Genomic DNA, 22,998 nt, shown 5'->3' with positions numbered 1-22,998 from the left:
ACATTCATCGGGCCATGAAACACGCGATGATCAACATTGTGCTTCTGCTTGCCCTGAGCACCGTCATCGTGCTCGTGGCCCTCACGCTGATTGCCACCCGCCTTTCGACCCGGCTCCCGCGCGGTCCCTTCGCGCGCAGCAAGGCGCTGAGCGCCCCCGAGACCGGGCGGATCGCCACCGCGCTCGGTCCGCGGCTCGAACGCGCGGCGGGTCAGAACGCCTTCCAGCTTCTGGCCGATCCGCTCGAAGCGCTGGCGGCGCGGCTCGAACTGGTGGAGGCGGCCGAGACCTCGCTCGATCTGCAATATTACATCTGGCAGAACGACACCGCCGGCGCGCTCCTGCTCGATGCGCTGCGCCGCGCGGCCGAACGCGGCGTGCGGGTGCGGCTTCTCATCGACGATAACGGGACCGCGGGGCTCGACCGGATCCTTGCCGCCTTCGCCAGCCATCCCAATGTCGAGACACGCCTGTTCAACCCCTTCCCGGTCCGGCGGATACGGTTTCTCGGCTATCTCTCGGACTTCCGCCGCCTGAACCGCCGGATGCACAACAAGGCGATGATCGCCGACGGACGCGTCGCGATCCTCGGCGGGCGCAATATCGGGGACGACTATTTCAACGATCTGTCCACCTCGGGCCTCTACATGGATCTCGACGTCACCGTCGCAGGCCCGGTCCTCACCGAGATCGGGACGCAGTTCGACATGTACTGGAACGCACGGCCCGCGATCCCGGTCGAGCATCTTCTGCGTCCCTGCTCCGCCGCCGAAGCCCGCGACGTCATCGAGGCCGAGACCACACATCTTTCCGGCCCCGAGGCCGAGATCTATGCCCGCGCGCTTGCCGCCCACAACGCGGCGGGCAGGATCCTCGACCCCGAGGCCCCGACGGTCATCGCCGAGGCGCAGTTGATCTACGATCATCCCGCCAAGATCCGGGGGCTCTTGCAGGGGCGCAAACTCCTTTGGCAATATCTCGTCCGGGCGCTTGGCCAGCCCGCCCGCGAGCTTGTCCTGGTGACGCCCTATCTCGTCCCGACGCGCACCGGGGTCCGCTTTCTGCGACGGATCGCGAAAAGCGGCGCCAAGATCCGGGTGCTGACCAATTCCTACGCCGCGACGGATGTGCCTCTCGTGCATTCGGGCTACGCACATCGCCGCAAGGGGCTGCTGCGGGCCGGGATCGAGCTTTACGAATATGCTCCCGATGCCGAGGCGCAGCGCTCGCCGGGGATGCGGCCGGGGGAGTTTCTCGGCTCGGACATCCGCGGCACCTCGCCCTTCTCGCGCAACAAGCTGCACGCGAAGGTCTTCGCAGTCGACCGCGAGCGGGTTTTCATCGGGTCGTTCAATTTCGACCCGCGCTCGATGCGGCTCAATACCGAACTCGGGATCGTCATCAATTCGCCCGAGATCGCCGAGCAGATTTCCGATGCCTTCCGCGAATTCATCCCCGCACGCGCATGGCGCCTGCGGCTGACCCGGGCCCAGAGCCTGCGTTGGTCCCGCCCCGGCCAGCCCGAACTGGCCCGCGAACCCGGCGTTCCGCTGACCCATCGCATCCTGCTCTGGGTCGCGCAGCGCCTGCCGATCGAATGGATGCTCTGAGCCTCAGCTCTTGCGCGTGCGCTTCACCTTCCGCGCGACCGCCTTCTTCTTGGCGGCATCGCGCGCGGGCTTGCGGGGCGGGCGCGTGCCGGGGCGGCGTCCCTTGCGACGCTTGCCCTTTCCCGAAGGCATCCCCTGCCCTTCGATCTCGAGAAGCTCCAGCATCAGCCCGCCGGTGATCGGCACCGCCTCGGCCAGCCGCACCCGCACGCGCTGGCCGATGGTGATCGTCATTCCGGTCTCGGAGCCGACCAGTTCCTGTGCCTCGCGGTCGTAATGGAAGAATTCGCGCCCGATCTCGCGGATCGGGATCAACCCGTCCGCCCCGGTCTCATCGAGCTTCACGAAGGCGCCGAATTTCTGCACCCCGGAAATCCGGCCGGCGAACTCGGCCCCGACCCGATCCGAGAGATAGGCGGCGAGATAACGATCGGTGGTGTCGCGTTCGGCCGCCATCGAGCGTCGCTCGGTATCCGAGATCAGCTGCGCGGTCTCCTCGAGATTCTCGATATCCCATTCGCTCAGCCCGTCCTTGCCCCAGCCATGGCCGAGGATCAGCGCGCGATGGACGATCAGGTCGGAATAGCGCCGGATCGGCGAGGTGAAATGCGCGTAAGACCGCAGCGCGAGGCCGAAATGCCCGTAATTCTGCGGGTGGTAATAGGCCTGCGTCATCGACCGCAACGTGGTGATGTTGATCAGCTCGTCGAACTCGCTGCCCTCGGATTGCGACAGCAGGTTGTTGAGATGCGCGGTCTGCAGCACCTGCCCCTTCGCCAGCGTGAAGCCCGAGGCCTGCGCCACTTCGCGCAGCGCCTCGATCTTCTCGAGGCTGGGCTCCTCGTGGACGCGGTAAAGCAGGGGGCGGCGCAGCTTCTCCAGCTCCTCGGCGGCGGCGACATTGGCCAGCACCATGAACTCCTCGATCAGCCGGTGCGCATCGAGCCGTTCCTTGAACCGGATCGAGGCGACATGGCCATCCTCGCCGATCACGATCTGCCGCTCGGGCAGGTCCAGCTCGAGCGGCTGGCGCAGGGCCCGCGCACGCTTGAGCGACTCGTAGGCCTCGTAGATCGGGTCGATGATGTCTTCGACCAGGTCTTCGGTCTTCGCGTCGGGCTTGCCGTCGCGCGCGGCCTGCACCTGGGCATATTCCAGCGAGGCCACCGAGCGGATCATCCCGCGGGTGAAGCGATGGCTCAGCTTGCGGCCGTGTTCGTCGATCTTCATCCGCACCGCGAGCACGGCCCGATCGACGTTTTCATGCAGCGAGCACAGATCACCCGAAAGCCGGTCGGGCAGCATCGGCACGACGCGGTCGGGGAAATAGGTGGAGTTGCCGCGGTTGCGCGCCTCGCGATCGAGCGCGGAGCCCGGCGTGACGTAATGCGCGACATCCGCGATCGCGACCCAGATCAGGTGGCCGCCGGCGTTCTTGGGATCGTCATCGGGGATCACGAGGACCGCATCGTCGCGGTCGCGCGCATCGGCCGGGTCGATGGTGACGAAGGGAAGATCACGCAGATCCTTGCGCGCGGCAAGCGGTGCGGGTTCGGCCGCATCGGCCTCTGCCACGACCTCGTCGGGGAAATCGTCGGGAATGCCATGCTGGTGGATCGCGATGAGCGAGACCGCTTTGGGTGCCGAAGGGTCGCCCAGCACTTCGAGCACACGCGCCTTGGGCAGCCCCATGCGGCCGCGCGGTCCGGTCTGCTCGGCCTCGACCAGCTCGCCATCCTTCGCGCCCTCGGTGACGGCGGCGGGCACCTGCCATTCGGTCTCGGCCCCCTTGTCGATCGGCAGGATGCGCCCACCCTCGGCGGTCTTGCGGAAGATCCCGACGATCCGGTGCGAGGCGGTGCCGATCTTGCGGATCAGCCGCGCCTCGTAGCCGTAGCTCTCGCCCTCGATTTCCGTGAGACGCCCGAGGATCCGGTCGCCCTGTGCCAGGGCCGGATCGCCCTCCTTGCGGATATAGAGGATGACGGGTGCAGGCCCCTCGCCCGTCCATTCCGCGGGTTCGGCCCATTGGTCGCCCTGGCTGTCCTCGCGCAGCATCCGCAGCACGGTGACGGGCGGCAGGGTATTGGGATCGCGAAACCGCCGGCGGCGCTTTTCGATCAGGCCCTCGCCCTCCATCTCGCGCAGGATCCGCTTGAGTTCGATCTTCGCCTGCCCCTTCACGCCGAAGGCCCGCGCGATATCGCGCTTGGCCCCCTGATCGGGGTTGTCATTGAGCCAGTCGAGGATCTGCTGGCGCGAGGGAATGGGGGCGGCTTTGCTCATGGTTCTGCCTAACATGGGGTGCGAGGGGCGTCACGGGAAGAGTGGGGCGCTGCCCCCGTCGCCGGAGGGCGACAAATAATGGCCGAGCAGGGGGGCTGCCCCATCCGCCACCGGATGGCGCCACCTAACAGTTAAAAAGGGGGCGCTGCCCCCGTCTCCTTCGGAGACTCCCCCGGGATATTTTCATCAAGAGGAAGAGACGGTTTCTTCCCCTTGAACGAAATATCCCGGGGTGAATTTGCGCAGCAAAGAGGGGCGGCGCCCCTTGTCCCGGTCGGCGTGTCTCAGCGTGTCGGAACCGGCTCCTCGCCGCGATAGTCGTAGAAACCGCGCCCGGTCTTGCGGCCGAGCCAGCCGGCCTCGACATATTTCGTCAGCAGCGGGCAGGGGCGGTACTTGGTGTCGGCCAGCCCGTCATGAAGCACGTTCATGATCGCGAGGCAGGTGTCGAGCCCGATGAAATCCGCCAGTTCCAGCGGCCCCATCGGATGGTTCGCGCCGAGCTTCATCGATTCGTCGATCGAGCGCACATTGCCCACGCCTTCATAGAGCGTGTAGACCGCTTCGTTGATCATCGGCATCAGGATCCGGTTCACGATGAAGGCGGGGAAGTCTTCGGCCGAGGCTGCGGTCTTGCCGAGTTTCTCGACCACGGCGAGCAGCTCCTCATAGGTCTGCTGATCGGTGGCGATGCCGCGGATCAGTTCCACCAGCTGCATCACCGGCACCGGGTTCATGAAGTGAAAGCCCATGAATTTCTCGGGCCGGTCGGTGCGCGAGGCGAGACGGGTGATCGAGATCGAGGAGGTGTTCGAGGTCAGGATCGTCGTCGGCTTCAGATGCGGGAGAAGATCCTCGAAGATCGCCTGCTTCACGGTCTCGCGCTCGGTCGCGGCCTCGATGATGAGGTCCGTGGGGCCGAGATCGGTGAGCGTCGTCGTCGTCGTGATCCGGCCTTGCGCCGCGGCCTTCTCCTCTTCGGTGATCTTGCCACGCGAGACCTGCCGCTCGAGATTCTTGCCGATCGTCGCGAGCGCCTTGTTGAGGGCCTCTTCGCTGATATCGTTGAGCAGAATGTCATAGCCCGCCAATGCGAAGACATGGGCGATCCCGTTGCCCATCTGCCCGGCTCCCACGATGCCCACTTTCTCGATCGTCATGTGCTGTCTCTTCCGCTGAGTTTCGCCCTGACCATAGCCCGCAAGGCCCGGCTTGCAAGCGAAACGCTGGGCTCACGGCATTTTAGGATTAATCCTTTCGCAAGACTTCGGGCTCAATCTTGGCGCCGGGCAAGAACGACCGAATCGAGGTAGGATCATGGCCTACGAATTCGCTGGCGCCGGGGCGCTTGATTACCTTCCATGCCGCTACGGGAAGTCGAAGCTGCTGTTTCGCGGACCGCGGCGGTCGCTCACGGGCAGTTTCGTCGCGGCGATGGGCGGGACGGAGACCTATGGGAAATTCGTCGCCACGCCCTGGCCCGCGCTTCTCGAGGCGCGATTGAACCTGCCGGTGGTGAATTTCGGCTATCTCAATGCCGGGATCGACGTCTTCCTCAACGAGCCGCAGCTTGCTTCGGCCTCGCGCGCGGCGCGCGTGACGGTGGTGCAGCTTCTGGGCGCGCATAACATGACGAACCGCTATTACGCGGTGCATCCGCGGCGCAATGACAGGTTCCTGCGCGCCTCGAGCCTGATGCGGTCGGTGTTTGGCGGGGTCGATTTCACGGAGTTCAATTTCACCCGTCACATGCTCGGGGCGCTCAAGCAGCGCGCACCCGAGAAATATGCGCTTCTCACGCAGGAGCTGCAGGCCTCCTGGGTACAGCGTATGACCGCGCTTCTGAGCAGGCTGGAAGGGGCGAAGGTCCTGCTCTGGATGGGGGAATATCATCCGCCCTGCCTCGTTGATCCGATCGGCCCCGAGCCGTTGCTGGTCAGCGCGGAGATGGTCGATGCGCTGCGTCCGCTCGTGCACGAGGTGGTGCGGGTCGAACCGTCGGCGCGGGCGCGCGGGGAAGGCACCTCGGGGATGGTATTTTCCGAACTCGATGCGCCTGCGGCGGCGCGTCTGCCGGGGCCGAGGGTGCATGAGGAGACGGCAGAGGCGCTCGCCCCGGTGGTGCGGCGCTATCTCTGACGCGAAAGGGCCGGCGATTTCCCCCGGCCCTTTCACAGAAACGGTGGTGCCACCGATCAGAGCTTCTCGGTCAGTTCCGGCACGGCGTCGAAGAGGTCGGCGACAAGCCCGTAATCGGCGACCTGGAAGATCGGCGCCTCTTCGTCCTTGTTGATCGCGACGATGATCTTCGAGTCCTTCATCCCCGCGAGGTGCTGGATCGCACCCGAGATGCCGGCGGCGATGTAGAGCTCGGGGGCCACGACCTTGCCGGTCTGCCCGACCTGCCAGTCGTTCGGCGCAAAGCCCGAATCGACGGCGGCGCGGGAAGCGCCCACGGCCGCGCCGAGCTTGTCGGCGAGCGCCTCGATGATCTTGAAGTCGGCTTCCGAGCCGACGCCACGGCCGCCCGAGACGACGATCTTCGCCGAGGTGAGTTCCGGACGGTCACTTTCGGCGACCTTGTCCTCGACCCAGGCCGACAGGCCCTTGTCGCCCGCGCCGGCCGCGGTTTCGACCGAGGCCGAACCGCCTTCGCCCGCGGCGTCGAAGGTCGAGGTGCGCACGGTCACGACCTTCGTCGCGTCCGAGGATTTCACCGTCTGCATCGCGTTGCCGGCATAGATCGGGCGCTCGAACGTGTCGGCATCGACGACGGCGGAGACGTCCGAGATCACCATCACGTCGAGCAGGGCCGCCACGCGCGGCATCACGTTCTTGGCCGAGGCCGTCGCGGGCGCCACGATATGGCTGTAGCCCGAGGCCAGCGAGACGACGAGATCGGCGAGCGGCTCGGCCAGCCCATGCGCGTAGGCCGCGTCATCGGCCTTGAGAACCTTCGCCACGCCGTCAAGCTTGGCGGCCGCATCGGCGGCACCGTCGATGCCTTGGCCCGCGACTAGAACGGTCACCTCGCCCATCGCCTTGGCGGCCGAGAGGGCCTTCGCGGTGGCGTCCGTCGCCAGGTCCGCCCCGTGGGTTTCCGCAATCAGAAGAACAGCCATCACACGACCCCCGCTTCTTTCAGTTTCGCCACCAGCTCATCGACGGAGCCGACCTTGATGCCGGCCGAGCGGCCCTGCGGCTCCTCGGTCTTCACCACGCTCAGGCGCGGGGTGACATCGACGCCGTAATCATCGGCGGTCTTTTCCTCGAGCGGCTTCTTCTTCGCCTTCATGATGTTGGGCAGCGAGGCGTAGCGCGGCTCGTTCAGGCGCAGGTCGGTGGTGACGATCGCGGGCAACTTGACCTCGATGGTCTGAAGGCCGCCATCGACTTCGCGGGTGACCTTCGCGGCCTCGCCCTCGACGACGACTTCCGAGGCGAAGGTCGCCTGACCCCAGCCCAGAAGCGCGGCCAGCATCTGGCCGGTCGCGTTCATGTCGTTGTCGATCGCCTGCTTGCCGAGGATCACCATCTTGGGTGCCTCTTCCTCGACGACCTTGGCGAGGATCTTCGCCACGGCCAGCGGTTCGATATCGGTATGCACGTCATCGGCAGCCACGACGAGGATCGCGCGATCCGCGCCCATCGCGAGCGCCGTGCGCAGGGTTTCCTGCGCCTGCTTCACGCCGATCGAGACCACGACGATCTCTTCGACCGCGCCCTTTTCCTTCAGGCGGATCGCTTCCTCGACAGCGATCTCGTCGAACGGGTTCATCGACATTTTGACATTGGCGAGATCGACACCGCTCCCGTCCGCCTTCACGCGGGCTTTCACGTTATAGTCGATCACGCGCTTCACAGGTACGAGAACCTTCATGGCGTGTCTCCCTTGTCTGGTCCGCCATTGCGCGGCGGACGGATTCCTCGGCAATTTTGTTACAAGAGCGTCGCGCCGAGGGACAGGGGGAAAACGCCCTGTTTCGATCTCGAAACGTCACGTCTTTCCGACTGTTTGCGCTAGCGGAGGTCGCAGGTTGCCGCAGCGTCGCCAGCGCGCGTCGCTCCGAACGAAAAGGGCCGCCCCGGTCGGAGCGGCCCTTCGTTCTCGCGGCAGGGGTCAGTCCTTCTTGCACTCACCCGCGGCCTTGCAGTCGGTCTGCATCTCGAGCCACATCGCGTTCGCGACGGCGACCAGTGCGGCCAGCGGCAGGCCGAGGATCCAGGCGAAATACCACATCTCTTGCGTCTCCTTAGTAAACGGTCTGGTTGTCGCGCTCGATGTCCTCGACCGTCACCTTGCCCCACAGGACTTTGTAGACCCATGCGGTATAGGCGAGGATGATCGGCATGAAGATCAGCGCGGCGACGAGCATCACGAACAATGTCTGCTGCGAGGACGAGCTGTCCCAGACGGTGAGCGAGGCGTCGGGTTGCAGCGAACTGGGCAGGATGAAAGGGAACATCGTCAGCCCGACCGAGGAGATCACGCCGAAGATGCCCAGCTTCGAAAAGAGCAGGGTCGAGATCTCGCGGCCGCTGCGCAGGCCCAGGGTCGCCAGCGCGATCCCGACCAGCCCGAGGATCGGTGCGATCGCGATCCACGGACGGGCCGCATAGGCCGCGAACCAGCTGCCGCCGTGAACGACCTGCGAGAAGAGCGGGTTCGAGGGGCCGTTCGCGGGCACCGCCGTAGCCAGATGATAGCCCGCGATCCCGAAGGCGAGCCAGATCCCGGCGAGGATATAGGTGGCGAAGGCCACCGTGCCGGCGACCGACCCGATCGCGCGGGCGCGCATCTGCACCGGGCCCTCGGTCTTCAGCGTCAGCCAGGCCGCGCCATGCATGAGCAGCATCGAGAGCGACACCACCCCGGCCAGCAGCGCGAAGGGATTGAGCAGGCCGATGAACTTCGAGAAGACGTTGCCCGGGTAGAGCGCCATCAGGTCATTGTTGAACTCGAAGGGCACGCCTTGCAAGACGTTGCCGACCGCCACGCCGAAGATCAGCGCGGGCACCGCGCCCCCCACGAAGAGCGCCCAGTCCCAGCGGTTGCGCCAGCGCGCATCGTCGCGCTTGGAGCGGTATTTGAACGCGACCGGACGCAGGATGAGCGCCGCGAGCACCGCGAACATCGCCAGGTAGAAGCCCGAGAAGCTCACCGCGTAAAGCGGCGGCCAGGCAGCGAAGATCGCGCCGCCGCCCAGGATGAACCAGACCTGGTTCCCTTCCCAGACGGGGCCGATCGTGTTGATCGAGACGCGCCGCTCGACATCGGTCTTGCCGACGAAGGGCAGCAGCGCGCCCACGCCCATGTCGAACCCGTCGGTCAGCGCGAAACCGATCAGCAGGACGCCGAGCAGGACCCACCAGATCACGCGCAGGATATCGAGGCTTATGAGGTCATGAAGGATCATTGTCTTACTCCGCAGGCATGGTGACGGGGAGGTCCTGGCCCGACAGCATTCTGTCGTGCCGTTCCTGCCATTGTTCGGTGATGTCGACGTCGAGATACGGCCCCTTGCGGATGTATTTCACCATCAGCCCCATCTCGATCACGAACAGCACGCTGTAGAAGGTCACGAAACCCGCGAGCGTGATCAGCAGGTCGCCGACCGAGAGGTGGCTGACCGAGAGCGCGGTGGGCAGGATACCGTCCACGGTCCAGGGCTGGCGGCCGAATTCGGCGGTGAACCAGCCAAGCTCCGCCGCGATCCACGGTGCCGGAATGACCCAGACCGCGAGCCGCAATGCCCAGCGGGGATAGGTCATCCCGCGCCAGTTCGTGGCGATGAAGAAGTAGATCATCACCGCGAGGAACGCGAAGCCGAGCCCCACCATGAGACGGAACGACCAGAACAGCGGGAAGACCGGGGGCACGGTGTCATTCGCGGCCTTCGCGATCTCCGCATCCGTCGCCTGACGCGGATCGTCGACATAGCGCTTGAGCAGGAAGGCGTAGCCGAGATCGGTCGAATGGGCCTCGAAATCGGCTTTGACCGCGGGGCTCTCGTCGCCCTTCGCCGCCCGGATCTTCATCAGGTCGTCATAGGCGACGATCCCCGATCTGATCCGTGCCTCGGAATTCTTGACCAGTTCGTCGATGCCCGGGATCTTCTCGGTCAGCGAGCGGGTGCCGATCAGCCCCATCAGCCACGGGACGCGGATCGCATATTTGGTCTCGCGCGCCTGCTGGTCGGGGATGCCGAAGAGCGTGAAGGTCGCGGGGGCCTCCTCGGTGTGCCACATCGCCTCGATCGCGGCGAGTTTCATCTTCTGGTTATGGCCGGTCTCGTAGCCCGACTCGTCGCCGAGCACGATCACCGACAGCGTCGCCGCGAGGCCGAAGGACGCGGCCACGGCGATCGAGCGGCGGGCCAGCTCGATATGGCGTCCCTTGAGCATGTACCAGGCCGAGACGCCGAGCACGAAGACCGCCGCAGTCACATAGCCCGCGGAGACGGTATGAACGAATTTCGCCTGCGCCACCGGGTTGAAGATCACGTCGTAGAAGGAATGCAGCTCCATCCGCATCGTCAGCGGATTGAACTTCGCGCCGACCGGGTTCTGCATCCAGCCATTGGCGATGAGGATCCAGAGCGCCGAGAAGTTCGAACCGATCGCCACCAGCCATGTCACCACGAGATGCTTGACCGGGCTCAGCTTCTCCCAGCCGAAGAACATCAGCCCGACGAACGTCGCCTCCATGAAGAAGGCCATCAGCCCCTCGATCGCCAGCGGCGCGCCGAAGATGTCGCCGACATATTGCGAGTAGTAGCTCCAGTTCATCCCGAACTGGAATTCCATCGTGAGGCCCGTCGCCACGCCCAGCACGAAATTGATGCCGAACAGCGTTGCCCAGAACTTGGTCATCTGGCGCCAGATCGGACGGTTGGTCATGACAAAGACCGTCTCCATGATCGCCACGATGATCGACAGACCGAGCGTGAGCGGCACGAAGAGAAAGTGATAGAGAGCCGTCATGGCGAATTGCAGCCGTGACAGCTCGACGATCCCGAAATCCATTCTCGTTCTCCGTTTCCTGCAGCGATCCGGTCGAAAAACCGGATCTTCCGGAAATGTTTTTCCCGGATGCCACTTACGGAGCCGGGCGGAGACGCGACCTTGAGCCAGATCAAATGCGGGCGATGCCGCACGCATCTGTGAATAGCTGTGAGAATTTCCTAGTAAATATAGCGGCTTAACGTCGCATGTGCGATTTTACCGCAGCGCGATGGAGCGAGTCGCGAACGCCTGATCGGGGCTGCGATGGGACACGATCACGAAGCCCGTCTCGGGGAGCAAGGCGCGCAGACCGGTGAGCGTCGTGCGCGCCGTCGCCGGATCGAGACCCTCGGTCGGCTCGTCGAGGAGAAGCACTTTCGGCTGGCGCAGCGCCGCGCGCGCAAGTGCCAGCCGTTTCGCCTGTCCGCCCGAAAGCCCCCCGCCACCTTCGCCAAGCATGGCCCCGAGCCCGCCGCGCCCCGCGATCACCTCGTCGAGCGCGACGGCCCTCAGCGCGGCCCAGGCCGCGTCTTCATCCAGCGCCCCATCCGCCGGCAGGGCGAGGGCGAGGTTCTCGGCGATGCTGCCCCCGATGAGCTGGCTGCGCTGCGGCACCATCGTCAGGTGGCGGCGCAGTTCCGGCTCGGGCAGCTGCGCGAGTGGCCGCCCTTCGATCGAGAGCGTGCCGGAACCGGGGGGCATCAACCCGGCAAGCACCGCGAGCGCGGTCGATTTGCCGGCGCCGGACGGGCCGGTGAGGAAAAGGGTCTCGCCGGGGCGGAGCGTGAAGCTCAGATCCTCGAAGACCGGGCGGGTGCTGCCGGGACGGGCGAAAGAGAGTGCCCGCGCCTCGAGAAGCGGCGCTTGGGGATCGGCGGGGCCAGCGGGGATCTCAGGCACGGGGCGGGGGGGCGTGTCGGTCAGGTCGCGCACGCGCGCGCCCGCCTCCTGCATCCGGCCGATCTCGGCCATGCCCCGGCGCAGCAGCAGAACCGACTCGGCCAGCGCGAGCGCGACGAACAGCCCGATCGCCGCGCGGGCGGGGGTGATCTGGCCCGCTGCCGCCATCTGACCGCCGATCGCGAGCGCCGTCGCCCCGGCCAGCGCGGTCGTGGCCGCGATCACCGCAGCGACGCGGCGGTCGAGCGCCTCGAGATTGCGCCGGGCCAGCGCATCCGCTTCGACCTCGGCCAGCGTCCGCGCGGTGGCCTCTTCGAGTTGCCCGGCGATGGCGAGATCGGCGCGCGCCCGCATCGTCTCGAGCGCGCGGCGGCGGATGCCCTGAAGCGCCGTTTCGGCGGCCCGGGCGTCGCGTCGTGCAGCGCGTGCGACCCAGATCAGCCCGAAACCCGCGCCGAAGAAATAGATGAGGAAGACCGCGATCCCGATCGCCTCGCCCTCGAGCCACCACAACATCCCGAGGGCGGCGAGCTGGGCCATCCCCCCGGCAAGGAAGGGCAGGACAAGCCGCAACAACAGCCCGTCGAGCGCGTCGACATCCGAGGTCAACCGGTTGAGCGCCTCCGCCCCCCTGAGCCGCGCCTGCGCCTCATGCGGACGGCGTGCGACCCCGTCCATCAGCGCGAGCCGCAGATCGGCCAGCGCGCGCAGGGTCGCGTCATGGGTCAGGAGCCGCTCGCCATAGCGTGCCGCGGCCCGGCCGAGCGCCAGCCCCCGCACGCCCGCCGAAGGGCGGAAGAAGTCGAAATCCAGCCCGAGCCCGCTGATCCCGGCCACGGCGGCCGCAGTGACGAACCAGCCCGAGAGGCCCAGCAGCGCCGCGCCCATCGCGAGCACGAGGAAGGAGAGCGCGAGACCACGCAGGAAGGACCATTTCTGATCGGCGATCAGGCGCCATGCGAGGGTGAGCAAGGTCTTCATGCGCCCGCCTCCAGCGCGATGCTCCGGTCCATCGCCGCGATCAGTGCCGGGTCATGGCTCGCGACGATCAGCGTCGTGCCGCGCGCGCGCAGGGCGAGAAGCCCCGCGATGATCTTCGCGCCGGTCTCCGGATCGAGATCGGCGGTGGGCTCGTCGGCCAGCACGATCGGGCGCTGCGCATAATGCGCGCGCGCGATCAGCAGCCGCCGCGCCTCTCCGCCCGAGACCCCGCCGCCCATGTCGCCGAGCCGCGCGTCGAGCGCGCCCGGCAGCCCCGCGACCACCTCCGCCGCCTGCGCCGCCGCGAGCGCGGCCTCGAGATCGCCGGGGCGATTGAGCGTGATGAGCTCGCGCAGGCTCGCATCCGGAAAGCGCGGGCTTTGCGGGATCCAGCCGAACGCGGCGCGCCAGTCATCGGCGGTTTCGTCGCTCAGGCGCAGATCGCCGAGATGGACCGAGCCCGCCTCGGGGCGGATCAGGCCGGCGAGGGCGGTCAGCAGCGTCGTCTTGCCCGCGCCCGAGGGGCCGGTGATCGCAACCGCCTCGCCCGGCGCCACCGTCCCGTCGGGCAGGGCGATCGGCGCTGCCGCCGCGCCGGGCCGGATGGTGATCCCCTGCCAGCGCAAGGCGCCGATTGCGGGGGCGTGGCCCGCGCCGCCGGTGCCGAGCATCGTCTCGGCCCCGTCGATCGCCTGCTCGGTCGCGTCGAGTTCGGAGGCGACGGCGAGCGCGGCCGCCCGGTCGTGCCAGGCGGCGGCGAGATCGCGCAGGGGCTGGAAGAATTCCGGCGCGATCATCAGCAGGAAGATCCCCTCGGCCGGGGTCATCTTGACGCCCCAAGTGCCGAAATTCATCCATCCGATCAGCGAGAAGCCGACATAGACCGCCATGAAGGCCACGCCGATCGCGGAGAACAGCTCGAGCACGGTCGAGGAGAGGAAGGCCACGCGCAGCACCGCCATGGTGCGGATGCGCAGATCGTCGGACTTGATCTCGAGATCCGCGCGAGAGCGCGCCTCCGCGCCCAGCAGGCGCAGGTCGGTGATCGCGGCGATCCGGTCGATCAGCAGCCTGTTGAGCGCGCCGATCTCGATCATCTGCTTCTCCGAGGCCTCCTGCGCGGCCATGCCGACAAGCGCCATGAAGAGCGGAATCAACGGGCCGGCGATGAGCAGGATCACCGCAGCCGCCCAGCTCTGCGTCGCGACGAGGATCAGGAAGGCGACCGGCACGATGCGCGCGCGCAGGAAGGCCGGGCGGTAGCGCGTCGCCCATGGTTCGAGGGCTGCGAGTTTCTCGGCCGACAGCGCGGCCAGTTCAGCCGGGGAGAGGGCCGCAACCCGGCTCGCCTGCCGGAAGGCGCGGGAAAGGAGCCGCGCGCGCGTCTCGCGCAGCACGGTCTCCGCGGCATTTGCGCTGAGCTTCTGCGACTGCCAGTCGAGGAGGATGCGCAAAAGCGCGAGGCCGAGGAAGCCCGCCGCGCCCGCGAGTGGCGAGAGGCCGGGGCTCGCGCCGGGGGCGACGAGCGTGCCGAGGACGAGACCCACAAGGGCGGCCTGTGCCGGCCAGACCAGCGCGGCGGCGATCCCGAGCCAGCCCGCCATCCGCAGCTTGCCCGCGACGGGGGCCGCGATCCGGTCGAGGATCATCTTGGGCGTGGGGTCGTCCTGCGCAGTGCTCATCATCCGGGTCCGTTGCTGCCTTGCGAGATAGCGACCGTATCGGGACCCGGCAACGGTCTGCGACAATCCGTTCCGGGCGGGGAAGGGAGCGGAACAAAGGAAAACCGCCCGGAGAGGCTCCGGGCGGTTCGAATTCTGCCTTGTCTATCGGCCTATCAGCAGGGCGCGATGTATTCGCGGCCATAGGCATCACGATAGCGGCACTGGCCCGGCTGGCTGGCCTTGCCGATCAGAGCACCGGCCACGGTGCCGGCCGCCGCGCCGAGCGCCGCGCCTTCGAGCCTGTCACCGTCCTTGGAGACGGCAGCGCCGAGCGCAGCCCCGGCAACACCACCGGTCGCAGCGGCCTGATCTTGCGGGGTCATCTGGCAGGCGGCAACACTCGCGGCGAGCGGCAGGACAAGCAGGATCTTCTTCATTTCACAGGTCTCCCTTGTATATCTCGATTTTATCTCGATACCCCGCCAACGTTGCCCGGCGGCGCAGAGTTCCGAACTTTTGTTGGAGAGCGAGAGGGAAGCTCGGTTTCTTGCGGATCCCCGGGGTTGACAGCAGCGCCGGTTCTGGCGTCAAGCAGGGCTGACGCGCCCGCGTGCGCATGCAAGGAAAGGCCCGCCGATGACCTCCTCCGCCTGGCGTGTCCCGCTGATCGGGGCGCTCGTGACCTTCGCCGTGACAGCGACGCTGCTGATGATCATGCGGCCGCTGATGGCGATCGACGAAACCCGCTATGTCACCGTCGCGTGGGAGATGTGGCAGGGCGGTTCCAAGATCGTTCCCCATCTCAACGGCGGGATCTACAGCGACAAGCCGCCGCTCCTGTTCTGGCTCATCAATCTCGTCTGGGGCGTGACCGGGCCGAGCGAATGGGCCGCGCGGCTCGTCGCGCCGGGCTTCGGGCTGCTCTCGGTCTGGCTGGTCGCGGTTCTGGCGCGCAGGCTCTGGCCCGAAGCGCCGGAGCGTTCGGGGCTGGCCGCTCTGATCCTTGCTTCGACCGGTGTGTTCCTGCTCTTCGGCTCGACCACGATGTTCGACACGATGCTCGCGGCGGCGACGCTGTTGGGCATGATCGCGATCTGGTCGCTCAAGGACGGGTTGCGGATCGGGCCGGTGCTGGGGCTCGGCGTGGCGCTCGGGCTCGGGGTCTTCGCGAAGGGTCCGGTGATCCTTGTCCATGTCCTGCCCGCGGCGCTGCTGATGCCGCTCTGGGCGCGGGCGGAGGGGCGCCCCTCGATCAAGGGCTGGTACGGCCGGATCGGCCTCGCTTTCCTGATCGCCTTCGGGATCGTGCTGCTGTGGCTCGGCCCTGCGGTGATCTTCGGCGGCGCCGCCTATCGCGAACAGATCCTGTGGAAGCAGAGCGCGGGGCGGATGGTCGAGAGCTTTGCTCATGGTCGCCCGGTCTGGTTCTTCCTGGCGCTGATGCCGTTCTTCCTCTGGCCGTGGGGATGGAGCCGGGCCGGTCTCGCGGCGCTCAAGCCGTCGCGGCTCTGGGCCGATGCGGGATCGCGCTTCGTCACGCTCTGGGGTGTGAGTGCCTTCGTCGCCTTCTCGATGATCTCGGGCAAGCAGGCGCATTATCTCGTGCCGGAGCTTCCGGCCCTCGCGCTTCTTCTTTCAGGGATGGTGCCCACCGCCGAGCGCCGCCTGCGCGCGCTCCGGCTCCTGTGGCTGCTTCCCGGCATTCTCGCCGCGATCGCGGCGGCGGCGGTGCCCTTCGGCGCGTTTCCCGAGCTGCCCGAGGGCACGGGGTCGTGGCTGCTCCTCGGGGCCGGTGTGGCGATCCTGCTTCTCGCAGGCGTGATCTTGATGCGCGCGCGTGATGGCTGGCGGGTCGAGGGGCTCGTCGCGCCGATGGTGCTGGTGGCGATCGAGATCATGGTCTTGCCGATCCTCTGGACGGTCTATGATCCGCGTCCGATCGGTGCGTTGATCGCGGCCCATTCGGCGCATGGCGTGGCGACGACCGATCGCAGTTACGCGGGGCAGTTCTCCTATGTCGCGAGGCTCGCCCAGCCGGTCGACGTGATCGGAAACAGCGCGGATCTCGGGCGCTGGATGGCGGCGCATCCGCAGGGGCTGGTGCTGTCGGCTCAGCCGCTCGATGGGGTGGACGGGTTGAGCGAGATCGCCGAGCGTCACTTCCGGCAAGACGACTGGCGGCTCTATCAGGTCGGGGCGGTGACGCCGCCGGAGGCGCCTGCACCCTCCGCGACCGGAGACTGAAGAAAAAGGCCGCGCCCGAAGCCGAAGCTCCGGGCGCGACGCTTCTACCGCTGAGCCCTGGTCTTAGGACGGGCTCTCAGTGGGCCGCTCACCAAGAGTGACGGAGAGCGTGAGCGGCTTGTTCGCGCGCAGCAGGGAGAGTTGAACCTCGGTGCCCGGCTCGTCCGAGCCGATGGCGCGGGTCAGGTCGCGCGGTTGCTTCATCGGCTTGCCGTCGACCGCGACGATGATGTCGCCACGCTTCAGGCCGGCCGTCTTCGCGGGGGTGTCGCTCGACACGTCGGCGACGAGCACGCCTTCGGGCTTGTCGAGGCCGAGGGCCGCGGCGATGTCCTCGCTCACCGGCTGGATCGAGACGCCGAGGAAGCCGCGCTTCACTTCACCGCCCTTGCCCAGATCGGCGATGACCGACTTGATCGTGTTCGAGGGCACCGAGAAGCCGATCCCGACCGAGCCGCCCGTGGGCGACAGGATCGCGGTGTTCATCCCGATCACCTCGCCATTGGCGTCGAAGAGCGGACCACCCGAGTTGCCCTTGTTGATCGCGGCGTCGGTCTGGATGTAGTTGTCGAACGGACCCGATTTCAGATCGCGCCCCTTGGCCGAGACGATGCCGCTCGAGACCGAGGTGCCGAGGCCGAACGGATTGCCGATCGCGACGACGGGCTCGCCGACCTGCGCCTGATCGGAATCGCCGAAGCCGACCGTGGCGAGATCCTTGTTCGTATCGACCTTGATCAGCGCGATATCGGTCGCCTTGTCGACGCCGATCACCTTCGCATCGGCGGTGGTGCCGTCCTGGAAGGTTACCTTCACGCTCTCCGCCCCATCGACGACATGGGCGTTGGTGACGATGTGGCCGTCCTTCTCGATGACGAAGCCGGTGCCGAGGCCGGTGATCTCAGGGCGCTGCGCCTGCTGGTTGGGCATGTTCGGGTCGCCCGGCATCGGCATCCCGAAACGGTTGCCGAAAAAGTCGAACGGGAAGCCCGGGGGCATACCCATCTGCGCCATCTCCTGATCGTTGGCGGGTTTCTTGATCTCGATGGTCACCACGGCGGGCATGACCTTCTTCACCAGATCGACACTGTTGGTGAAGGTTTCGGCCGCCGCGACATTGGGCACCACCGCGAGACCGGTCGTCGCAACCGAACCTGCGCCGATCATGGCGGTCACCGCGAGGGTGCGAAGCAGACGGGTTTTGCGCGTGTTCTGCATCTCTCTCTCCTTGTTGACAGGGATGCCCTTTATCTTGGGGCTTAGCTTCACATGGACTCTGCGGGAAGATTGCAGGTGTGTAATCCGGTTCACCTTTGGGAGATCGAGGCGTGACAGGCGGCTTCGGACCCGCCATGTATGGCGCGACATGAGGAAAGTTCCGCGATGAAACTTCTGCTGATCGAAGATGATGCGACCACCGTCGATTACGTCACGCGCGGGCTTCGCGAGGAAGGCCACGGCGTCGATCACCTCGCCAATGGGCGCGAGGGTCTGAGCCAGGCGCTCACCGGCGAGTATGACGTGATGATCGTGGACCGGATGCTCCCCGAGCTCGATGGGCTGTCGATCGTGCGGGCGGTGCGCGCGGCCAAGGTCGCGACGCCGATCATCTTCCTGACCGCGATCGGGGGAGTCGATGACCGGATCGAGGGTCTCAATTCCGGGGCCGACGACTATCTGGTGAAGCCGTTCGCCTTCGGCGAACTCTCGGCGCGGATCGCGGCACTTGCCCGGCGTCCGCAGGCCCAGAGCGAGCAGGTGGTGCTCGAAGCGGCGGATCTGAAGATGGACCTGATCACCCGCAAGGTGACGCGGGCGGGTCAGGAGATCGACCTGCTGCCGCGCGAATTCGCGCTGCTCGAGTTCCTGCTCAGGCGCAAGGGGCGGGTGCAGACCCGGACGATGCTGCTCGAAGGGGTGTGGGATCTCAATTTCGATCCGCAGACCAATGTCGTCGAGACCCATATCTCGCGGCTCCGGAACAAGGTCGATAAGCCCTTCGAGCGCGAGCTGATCCATACCGTGCGTGGCGCGGGTTACCGGATCGACGGCTGATGCTGGGGCGGCTGAACCGCGCGGCGATCTTCGCCTCGACGCCGCTTCGGCAGGCGCTGGGGCTGATGGGGATCGTCTTCGCGATCCTATTGGTGACGCTCGGTTTCGCCTATGTCGCGTTGCGGTCCTCGACCGAGGACGCGATCCGCACCGATCTCAAGCAGCAGACAGCGGTGTTTCGGGTTGCGGCCAATCCGGAGACGCTTTCGGTCATCGTCTCCGCCGAGGCCCGCGCCTCCGACCCGTCCGAACGCGCGATCGCCTTCGTGCTGCCCGACGGGCGGCAGGTCGGCAATGTGCGTGTGCTGCGCGAGAACGGGCAATGGGTGGTCGCGCGCCATCTCGACTATGCGCCGCTTTCGAGCCAGGGCTATTTCACGCTGACCATGCCGCTTGCGGGCGGTTTCCTGGTGATCGGCGAGAGCCGCGCGCCGATCGCCGAACTGACCTCGACCTTCCTTGCGATCCTCATCTTCTCCTTCGTGCCCTCCTTGCTGGTTTCGGCCGCCTATGGCGCCTGGGCCGGGATGCGGGCGCGCAAGCGGGTGAGCGCGCTCGAGGATACGCTCGACGAGTTGACCGAAGGGCGGCTCGAGGCGCGGGTGCCCGACGACACGGTGAAATCCGCGCGCGGCGACGACCTCGCGCGGATCGGGGCGCGGCTCAACGCGATGGCGGAGACGCAGGAGGCGACGGTGGCGGCGCTGCGGCAGGTTTCGGCCGATATCGCGCATGACCTCAAGACGCCGATGCAGCGGATCTCGGTGCTGCTTTCCGAGCTGCGCGAGCAACTGCCCGAGGACAGCGCCGCCCGCGCCACCGCCGAGCGTGCAAGCGAGGAGGCGGAGCTGGCGGTGGGGGTGTTCCATTCCCTGTTGCGGATCGCGCAAATCGAGGGCGGCAGCCCGAAATCCCGCTTCGCACCGGTCGATCTCGGCGCGCTCGCCACCGATATCACCGAGCTCTACGAGGTGGCGGCGGAGGAAGCCGGGGGGGCGTTGCGGCTTCTGCGTCCGGAAGGCGCGGCGCTTCGGGTGCAGGGCGATCGCGGGTTGCTCGGGCAGATGCTCTCGAACCTGATCGAGAACGCGATCCGTCATGGCGGGCCGGAGCCGGACATCACGGTCGAACTGGTGTGCGAGGACGACCGGGTGCGGCTTTCGGTGCGCGACCGCGGTCCCGGTGTGCCGGAAGCCGAACGCCAGCTTGTCCTGCGCCGTCTCTACCGGCTCGAGCGGTCGCGCACGACGCCGGGCAACGGGCTCGGGCTGGCGCTGGTACAGGCGGTGGCGGGGCTGCACGATGCCGAACTCGCCCTGGGCGACAACCATCCGGGGCTCGTGGTGACGGTCGATTTCCCTGCGCTCTAGCCCTCGGGCTCCTGGGGCAGGTCAACCTCGGTCAGAAAGCGCGCGCTCAGCGGCAGGCTTGCCGCGCCCAACGCGCGGGCCTGCGGGCCTGCGCTCCCGGCAAGGACGGCCGGCGCGAAACTGCCCGAAAGGTCGATGCGCGCGATTTCCCGCGCCGTTGCGGCAACGAGGCGGTCGCGCAACTCCTCGGGCATCCAGCCGTCGATCACGATCGCATCCAGATCGCATAGCGCGGTCGCCGAGGCCGCGACATGGGCCAGCCCGCGCGCGGCCCCCTCGAGCCACGGCTCGAGCGTCTCGGGCGCAAGCTCCCAGTGATCGCGCGCTTCCCAGAGAAACGCGCTATCCGCCCCGGCCGCGCGCAACCGTGCCTCGAGCCCGGAGAGCGAGGCCACGTCGAGAAGCTGGCATTGCCCCCCCGTAGCGTCGGGGACCGGCATCGAGGCCAGCGCCCCGGCATTGCCGCGCGGGCCCGTCACCAGCGTCGAATTCATCACCAGACCGCCGCCTACGAAGAAGCCGAGAAAGGCATAGACGAAATGCCCCGGCAGCGAGCCGCCCCCGAAGAGCAGCTCGGCATTGCAGGCGGCCGAGGCGTCGTTTTCGAGCATCACGGGCCAGGGGTAGAGGGTCTCGAGCTCGGCGCGGATATCGCGCTCGCGCCAGTCCGACATCGCGCTTTCGGGCAGGCCGAGCGCCGCGCCCCAGTCCCACATCTGGAAGGGTGCGCCGATCCCGAGGCCGAAGACCCGCTCGCGCTGGGCCGGAGGCATCTCCTTCAGGATTTCGTCGATTGCGCCACGCGCGAAGCGGATCGTGTCTTCCGCGGTTGGGTAGTCGTGGCGGGCGACCCGGCTCGCGCGCGGCGCGCCCACGAAGTCGATCAGCATCAGCTCCGTGCGTCGCCGCCCGACCTTGAGCCCGAGGAAGAACGCCCCTTCGGGATTGAGCCGCATCGGGACGGTGGGCTGGCCGACCTTGCCGCGCACCGGATCGCATTTCAGCAGCAACCCCTCGGTTTCGAGGGCGCGCATGATCACCGAGACGGTCTGCGCCGAGAGCCCGGTCAGGCGCGCGATCTCGGATTTCGCGAGCGCCCCTCGGCGGCGGATGATCGAGAGCACGAGCCGTTCGTTGCGGTCGCGCATCGCCGTGTGATCCGAGCCGATCTTGATCGGGCTCTGGGGCGGAGGCTCCGGCGCCTGATTGTTCACGTCTTCCTTCCCCGCGGTCGCTCGCGCATTCCTTTGCAGGAAAATCATCGCCTGGGCCAGACTGCCTGTCAATTAATAAATAAGAGTGATTTATATATTGACCCGACTCGGGCTTTCGACCCATCCTCGAGCGCGAAGCCGATCGGAGGACGGCTGAGCATCTCTTGGGAGGAGACCTGACATGATGAAGAAAACCGCAATTCTCGGTGCAACCGCGCTCGGCCTGATGGCGACCGGCGCCTTTGCCGAAACGTCCGCCTGCCTGATCACGAAGACGGATACGAACCCGTTTTTCGTGAAGATGAAGGAAGGGGCGGTGGCGAAGGCCAACGAGCTCGGGATCAAGCTCAACACCTATGCCGGCAAGATCGACGGCGATGTCGAAAGCCAGGTGGCCGCGGTCGAAAGCTGCATGGCCGCGGGTGCCAAGGGCATCCTGATCACGCCGTCCGACAGCCGGGCGCTGGCACCTGTGGTCGAGAAGGCGCGCGCCGCGGGCGCGCTGGTGATCGCGCTCGATACGCCTTTCGAGCCCGCGGACACGGCCGACGCCACCTTCGCGACCGACAATTTCAAGGCGGGCGAGCTGATCGGGGAATGGGCCAAGGCGCGGATGGGCGACAAGGCGGCGGATGCGAAGATCGCCTTCCTCGATCTCAACGCGAGCCAGGTCTCGGTCGATTACCTGCGCGATCAGGGCTTCATGAAGGGCTTCGGCATCGACGTGAAGGACGCCAAGAAGATCGGCGACGAGGACGATCCGCGCATCGTCGGCCATGACGTGACCAACGGCAACGAAGAGGGCGGCCGCAACGCGATGGAGAACCTCCTGCAGAAGGATCCGGGCGTCGATCTCGTCTACACGATCAACGAGCCGGCGGCGGCCGGGGCCTATGAGGCGCTCAAGGCGGTGGGCCTCGAGAACCAGGCGACGATCGTCTCGATCGATGGCGGCTGCCCGGGCGTGCAGAACGTCAAGGAGGGCATCATCGGCGCAACCTCGATGCAGTTCCCGCTGCTGATGGCCTCGAAGGGCGTCGAGGCAATCGCCGCTTTCGCCAAGGACGGCACCAAGCCGCAGAACTCCGAAGGGCTCGATTTCTACAATACGGGCGTGACGCTGATCACCGATCACCCGGTCGACGGGATCGACTCGATCAGCTCGGACGAGGGCCTCAAGCAGTGCTGGGGCTGAGCCGCGGCTGACGATCCGGAAGGGCCACCCCCACGCGTGGCCCTTCCCCCACCGCGCAACGCGCGCGCGTCCCAAACGGGAGAGAGAGGATGACGGACATGACCCAGACCGCACCACCCCGCGGCCAGTCCTTCGAACACGATCTCGAAAAGAGCGACAGGACGGTTGCCGCCTTCGAGAGGAAGAAACGCGGCCCCCTCGGCGCGATCCAGCACGGGCTGCACGGCAACCCGACCCTCGTGCCGGTGATCGTGCTGGGGCTCTCGATCGCCGCCTTCGGCCTGATCGCGGGCGGCAAGTTCTTCTCGGCCTTCAACCTGACCCTGATCATGCAGCAGGTCTCGATCATCGGGATCCTCGCCGCGGCGCAGTCGCTGATCATCCTGACCGCGGGCATCGACCTGTCGGTCGCTGCGATCATGGTGCTGATGTCGGTGATCGCGGGCAACCTCGCCGTCTATATGGGCGTGCCCG

General features: G+C 66.9%; 18 protein-coding genes and 1 pseudogene. 7 read left to right on the top strand and 12 right to left on the bottom strand.

The window, feature by feature from the left end; translation table 11 throughout:
* Positions 1-26 precede the first annotated feature (26 nt).
* Positions 27-1,610 carry a phospholipase D-like domain-containing protein gene (locus tag DW2_RS14625; protein ID WP_038147820.1) on the top strand — a complete coding sequence of 528 codons (1,584 nt, stop codon included), beginning with the start codon at positions 27-29 and terminating at the stop codon, positions 1,608-1,610.
* A 3-nt stretch (positions 1,611-1,613) separates the two neighbouring features.
* On the opposite strand, the gene rnr is transcribed toward DW2_RS14625, so the two are convergent.
* Positions 1,614-3,896, bottom strand: coding sequence for a ribonuclease R (gene rnr / locus DW2_RS14620; RefSeq protein WP_038147819.1), 2,283 nt, complete (start codon positions 3,894-3,896; stop codon positions 1,614-1,616).
* 284 nt (positions 3,897-4,180) lie between these two features.
* Complete coding sequence (locus DW2_RS14615; RefSeq protein ID WP_038147818.1) at positions 4,181-5,056, bottom strand: 3-hydroxybutyryl-CoA dehydrogenase; 876 nt, start codon at positions 5,054-5,056, stop codon at positions 4,181-4,183.
* Between the two features lie 157 nt (positions 5,057-5,213).
* On the opposite strand from DW2_RS14615, the gene DW2_RS14610 reads away from it, so the two are divergent.
* The gene (locus tag DW2_RS14610) at positions 5,214-6,035 is read left to right on the top strand and encodes a DUF6473 family protein (RefSeq protein WP_038147817.1); all 822 of its coding nucleotides are present in this window, start codon (positions 5,214-5,216) and stop codon (positions 6,033-6,035) included.
* 56 nt (positions 6,036-6,091) lie between these two features.
* Here DW2_RS14610 and DW2_RS14605 read toward each other — a convergent pair whose 3' ends face one another.
* From DW2_RS14605 to DW2_RS14575, 8 genes are all read right to left on the bottom strand, one after another.
* On the bottom strand, positions 6,092-7,018 hold the full coding sequence (locus DW2_RS14605; RefSeq protein WP_038147816.1) for an electron transfer flavoprotein subunit alpha/FixB family protein: 927 nt from the start codon (positions 7,016-7,018) through the stop codon (positions 6,092-6,094).
* Positions 7,018-7,776: an electron transfer flavoprotein subunit beta/FixA family protein gene (locus tag DW2_RS14600; RefSeq protein WP_038147815.1), complete on the bottom strand. Its 759-nt coding sequence runs from the start codon at positions 7,774-7,776 to the stop codon at positions 7,018-7,020. The genes DW2_RS14605 and DW2_RS14600 overlap by 1 nt, the downstream gene beginning before the upstream one ends.
* 240 nt (positions 7,777-8,016) lie before the next feature.
* A complete protein-coding gene (gene cydX, locus DW2_RS19140; RefSeq protein WP_051856122.1) occupies positions 8,017-8,136 on the bottom strand; it encodes a cytochrome bd-I oxidase subunit CydX in 120 nt (39 codons plus the stop codon).
* 13 nt (positions 8,137-8,149) lie between these two features.
* Positions 8,150-9,313, bottom strand: coding sequence for a cytochrome d ubiquinol oxidase subunit II (cydB, locus tag DW2_RS14595; protein WP_038147814.1), 1,164 nt, complete (start codon positions 9,311-9,313; stop codon positions 8,150-8,152).
* 4 nt (positions 9,314-9,317) lie between these two features.
* On the bottom strand, positions 9,318-10,922 hold the full coding sequence (locus DW2_RS14590) for a cytochrome ubiquinol oxidase subunit I (protein WP_038147813.1): 1,605 nt from the start codon (positions 10,920-10,922) through the stop codon (positions 9,318-9,320).
* 195 nt (positions 10,923-11,117) lie between these two features.
* A complete protein-coding gene (gene cydC, locus DW2_RS14585; RefSeq protein WP_038147812.1) occupies positions 11,118-12,782 on the bottom strand; it encodes a thiol reductant ABC exporter subunit CydC in 1,665 nt (554 codons plus the stop codon).
* Positions 12,779-14,464, bottom strand: coding sequence for a thiol reductant ABC exporter subunit CydD (gene cydD / locus DW2_RS14580; protein WP_238321340.1), 1,686 nt, complete (start codon positions 14,462-14,464; stop codon positions 12,779-12,781). The genes cydC and cydD overlap by 4 nt, the downstream gene beginning before the upstream one ends.
* 155 nt (positions 14,465-14,619) lie before the next feature.
* Entirely contained in the window at positions 14,620-14,883 is a 264-nt protein-coding gene (locus DW2_RS14575) for a YMGG-like glycine zipper-containing protein (protein WP_038147810.1), read from the bottom strand.
* A 199-nt stretch (positions 14,884-15,082) separates the two neighbouring features.
* Here DW2_RS14575 and DW2_RS14570 point away from each other — a divergent pair, with 199 nt between their 5' ends.
* On the top strand, positions 15,083-16,690 hold the full coding sequence (locus DW2_RS14570; protein WP_051856120.1) for an ArnT family glycosyltransferase: 1,608 nt from the start codon (positions 15,083-15,085) through the stop codon (positions 16,688-16,690).
* Between the two features lie 63 nt (positions 16,691-16,753).
* Here DW2_RS14570 and DW2_RS14565 read toward each other — a convergent pair whose 3' ends face one another.
* Positions 16,754-17,908 carry a Do family serine endopeptidase gene (locus tag DW2_RS14565; RefSeq protein ID WP_051856116.1) on the bottom strand — a complete coding sequence of 385 codons (1,155 nt, stop codon included), beginning with the start codon at positions 17,906-17,908 and terminating at the stop codon, positions 16,754-16,756.
* Positions 17,909-18,073: 165 nt separating this feature from the next.
* Here DW2_RS14565 and DW2_RS14560 point away from each other — a divergent pair, with 165 nt between their 5' ends.
* Positions 18,074-18,745, top strand: a complete 672-nt coding sequence (locus tag DW2_RS14560) for a winged helix-turn-helix domain-containing protein (protein ID WP_038147809.1) — start codon at positions 18,074-18,076, stop codon at positions 18,743-18,745.
* Positions 18,745-20,115 carry a sensor histidine kinase gene (locus DW2_RS14555; protein ID WP_038147808.1) on the top strand — a complete coding sequence of 457 codons (1,371 nt, stop codon included), beginning with the start codon at positions 18,745-18,747 and terminating at the stop codon, positions 20,113-20,115. The genes DW2_RS14560 and DW2_RS14555 overlap by 1 nt, the downstream gene beginning before the upstream one ends.
* Here DW2_RS14555 and DW2_RS14550 read toward each other — a convergent pair.
* The gene (locus DW2_RS14550; RefSeq protein WP_051856161.1) at positions 20,112-21,329 is read right to left on the bottom strand and encodes an ROK family protein; all 1,218 of its coding nucleotides are present in this window, start codon (positions 21,327-21,329) and stop codon (positions 20,112-20,114) included. The genes DW2_RS14555 and DW2_RS14550 overlap by 4 nt on opposite strands.
* 184 nt (positions 21,330-21,513) lie before the next feature.
* Between DW2_RS14550 and DW2_RS14545 the strand changes: the two genes are divergently transcribed.
* Positions 21,514-22,524 (top strand): sugar ABC transporter substrate-binding protein, encoded by a 1,011-nt coding sequence (locus DW2_RS14545; RefSeq protein ID WP_038147922.1) that lies wholly within the window; start codon positions 21,514-21,516, stop codon positions 22,522-22,524.
* Positions 22,525-22,613: 89 nt separating this feature from the next.
* A pseudogene (locus DW2_RS14540) lies at positions 22,614-22,998 on the top strand (ABC transporter permease); the annotation flags it as partial.

Source organism: Thioclava atlantica, assembly GCF_000737065.1.
GTDB classification, from domain to species: domain Bacteria; phylum Pseudomonadota; class Alphaproteobacteria; order Rhodobacterales; family Rhodobacteraceae; genus Thioclava; species Thioclava atlantica.
Note: the sequence above shows the minus strand (reverse complement) of the source record. Positions and strands in the feature narration are given on the sequence as shown.